Source organism: Mesorhizobium sp. B2-8-1, from assembly GCF_006440955.1.
Classification (GTDB): domain Bacteria; phylum Pseudomonadota; class Alphaproteobacteria; order Rhizobiales; family Rhizobiaceae; genus Mesorhizobium.
This window is the reverse complement of the sequence record NZ_VFTX01000022.1, coordinates 1-1259: the sequence shown is the minus strand read 5'-3', so window position 1 is coordinate 1259 and position 1259 is coordinate 1. Positions and strand designations below refer to the sequence as shown.

The following is a 1259-nucleotide window of genomic DNA, read 5'->3' as shown; positions in this document are numbered from 1 at the left end:
GGTCCGTTCCGGACACATAGGTTACGGTTTATACCGGAGACATGGGTAACACTTTTGGCCCGAAGGGGTTTTGGAGTGGTTCGAGCCTGCATGTCTCATCATCGAAATATCCCAAATCGTAGTCCATGAAGCTAGCCAGCCAGATATGGTCCTCGACCTGTTTGATGCCGACGATCTGGCCGGCAAAGACAAGGCTGAGGTTGATCTTCTTTCTGTTATAGCAGATGCGGCCGCAGGTGGTGACGGTGAGGGCCTTGTCGTGAAACGGATAGTCGAGGTCTGGTAGGCCGGCATAGGGACGCGTTGAGGGCGCGTAGCGCTCCGCCGGGTAGTCCATGTCGAGCGCCTGGTGCGGGCGTTCTGAGTTGAACTCATCGATGAAGTCATCGAACCTGGCCTGCTGTTGAAGGAAATTGGCACCAGCCGGTTTGGTGGTTTCCTTCTTCAGGGTGAGGTGCATGCGCTCATGACGCCCGTTCTGCTGCGGGCAGCCCGGCTTGATGCGCTCGATGTCGATGCCCAGGCGCAGCCACCAGACCGACAGCTTGCTGAGGTTGAACAGCGCATTGGGGCTGGCGAAGGGAACGCCATTGTCGGTCCTGATCGCGCTGGGGAGGCCGAACTCTTTGAAAACGCTTTCGAACACGGTGAAGGCATAGGCTTCCTTGGTGGTCGAGAGCGCCTCGCAGGCGATGAGATAGCGGCTGGCAAAGTCGGTGATCGTCAACGGATAGCAATAGCGCCGATCGGCGAGCATGAACTCGCCCTTGTAGTCGGCACACCACAGATCGTTGGGGCGACAGCCGTTTGAAAGCGGTGTCCCCGTCGCCCGGTTTCGCCTGCGCTTGCGGTGCTCGACCAGGCCGTGGCGATCGAGCACGGCGTGCACCGTCGAGATCGCCGGCCGGTGCACATCCGGATACAGCCGGGCCAGCCGCTCGCGTATCTTCGGCGCGCCCCATGTCGGCTTGTCTTGCTTGAGGCGCACAATCAGCTTCTCGATTTGAAACGGAAGCTGATTGGCGTGGCGATAGGGCCGACGCGATCGATCCGTCAGCCCCTCCAGGCCGCTACCGTTGTAGCGCGCGAGGATCTTGTAGCCGGTCTTGCGCGAGATATCGAACTCTCGGCAAAGCACGGCCATCTTCTCACCGTCCAGCAGCCGGGCGACGAACTTCAGCCGCTCTTCCATGACGTTACACTCCTTCCAAGGCACCTTGCTCTCCTTGCAAAGGGCCGAAAGTGTAACCCATCTATCC

General features: G+C 59.7%; 1 protein-coding gene. It reads right to left on the bottom strand.

The genetic code is table 11. The features are described from left to right. Positions 1-28 precede the first annotated feature (28 nt). Positions 29-1192, bottom strand: coding sequence for a helix-turn-helix domain-containing protein (locus FJ428_RS30140; protein WP_140729650.1), 1164 nt, complete (start codon positions 1190-1192; stop codon positions 29-31). Positions 1193-1259 lie beyond the last annotated feature (67 nt).

Coding starts and splice junctions, on each gene's coding strand:
- FJ428_RS30140 (WP_140729650.1), bottom strand. CDS start 1,192: ATGGAAGAGCGGCTGAAGTTCGTCGCCCGGCTGCTGGACGGTGAGAAG.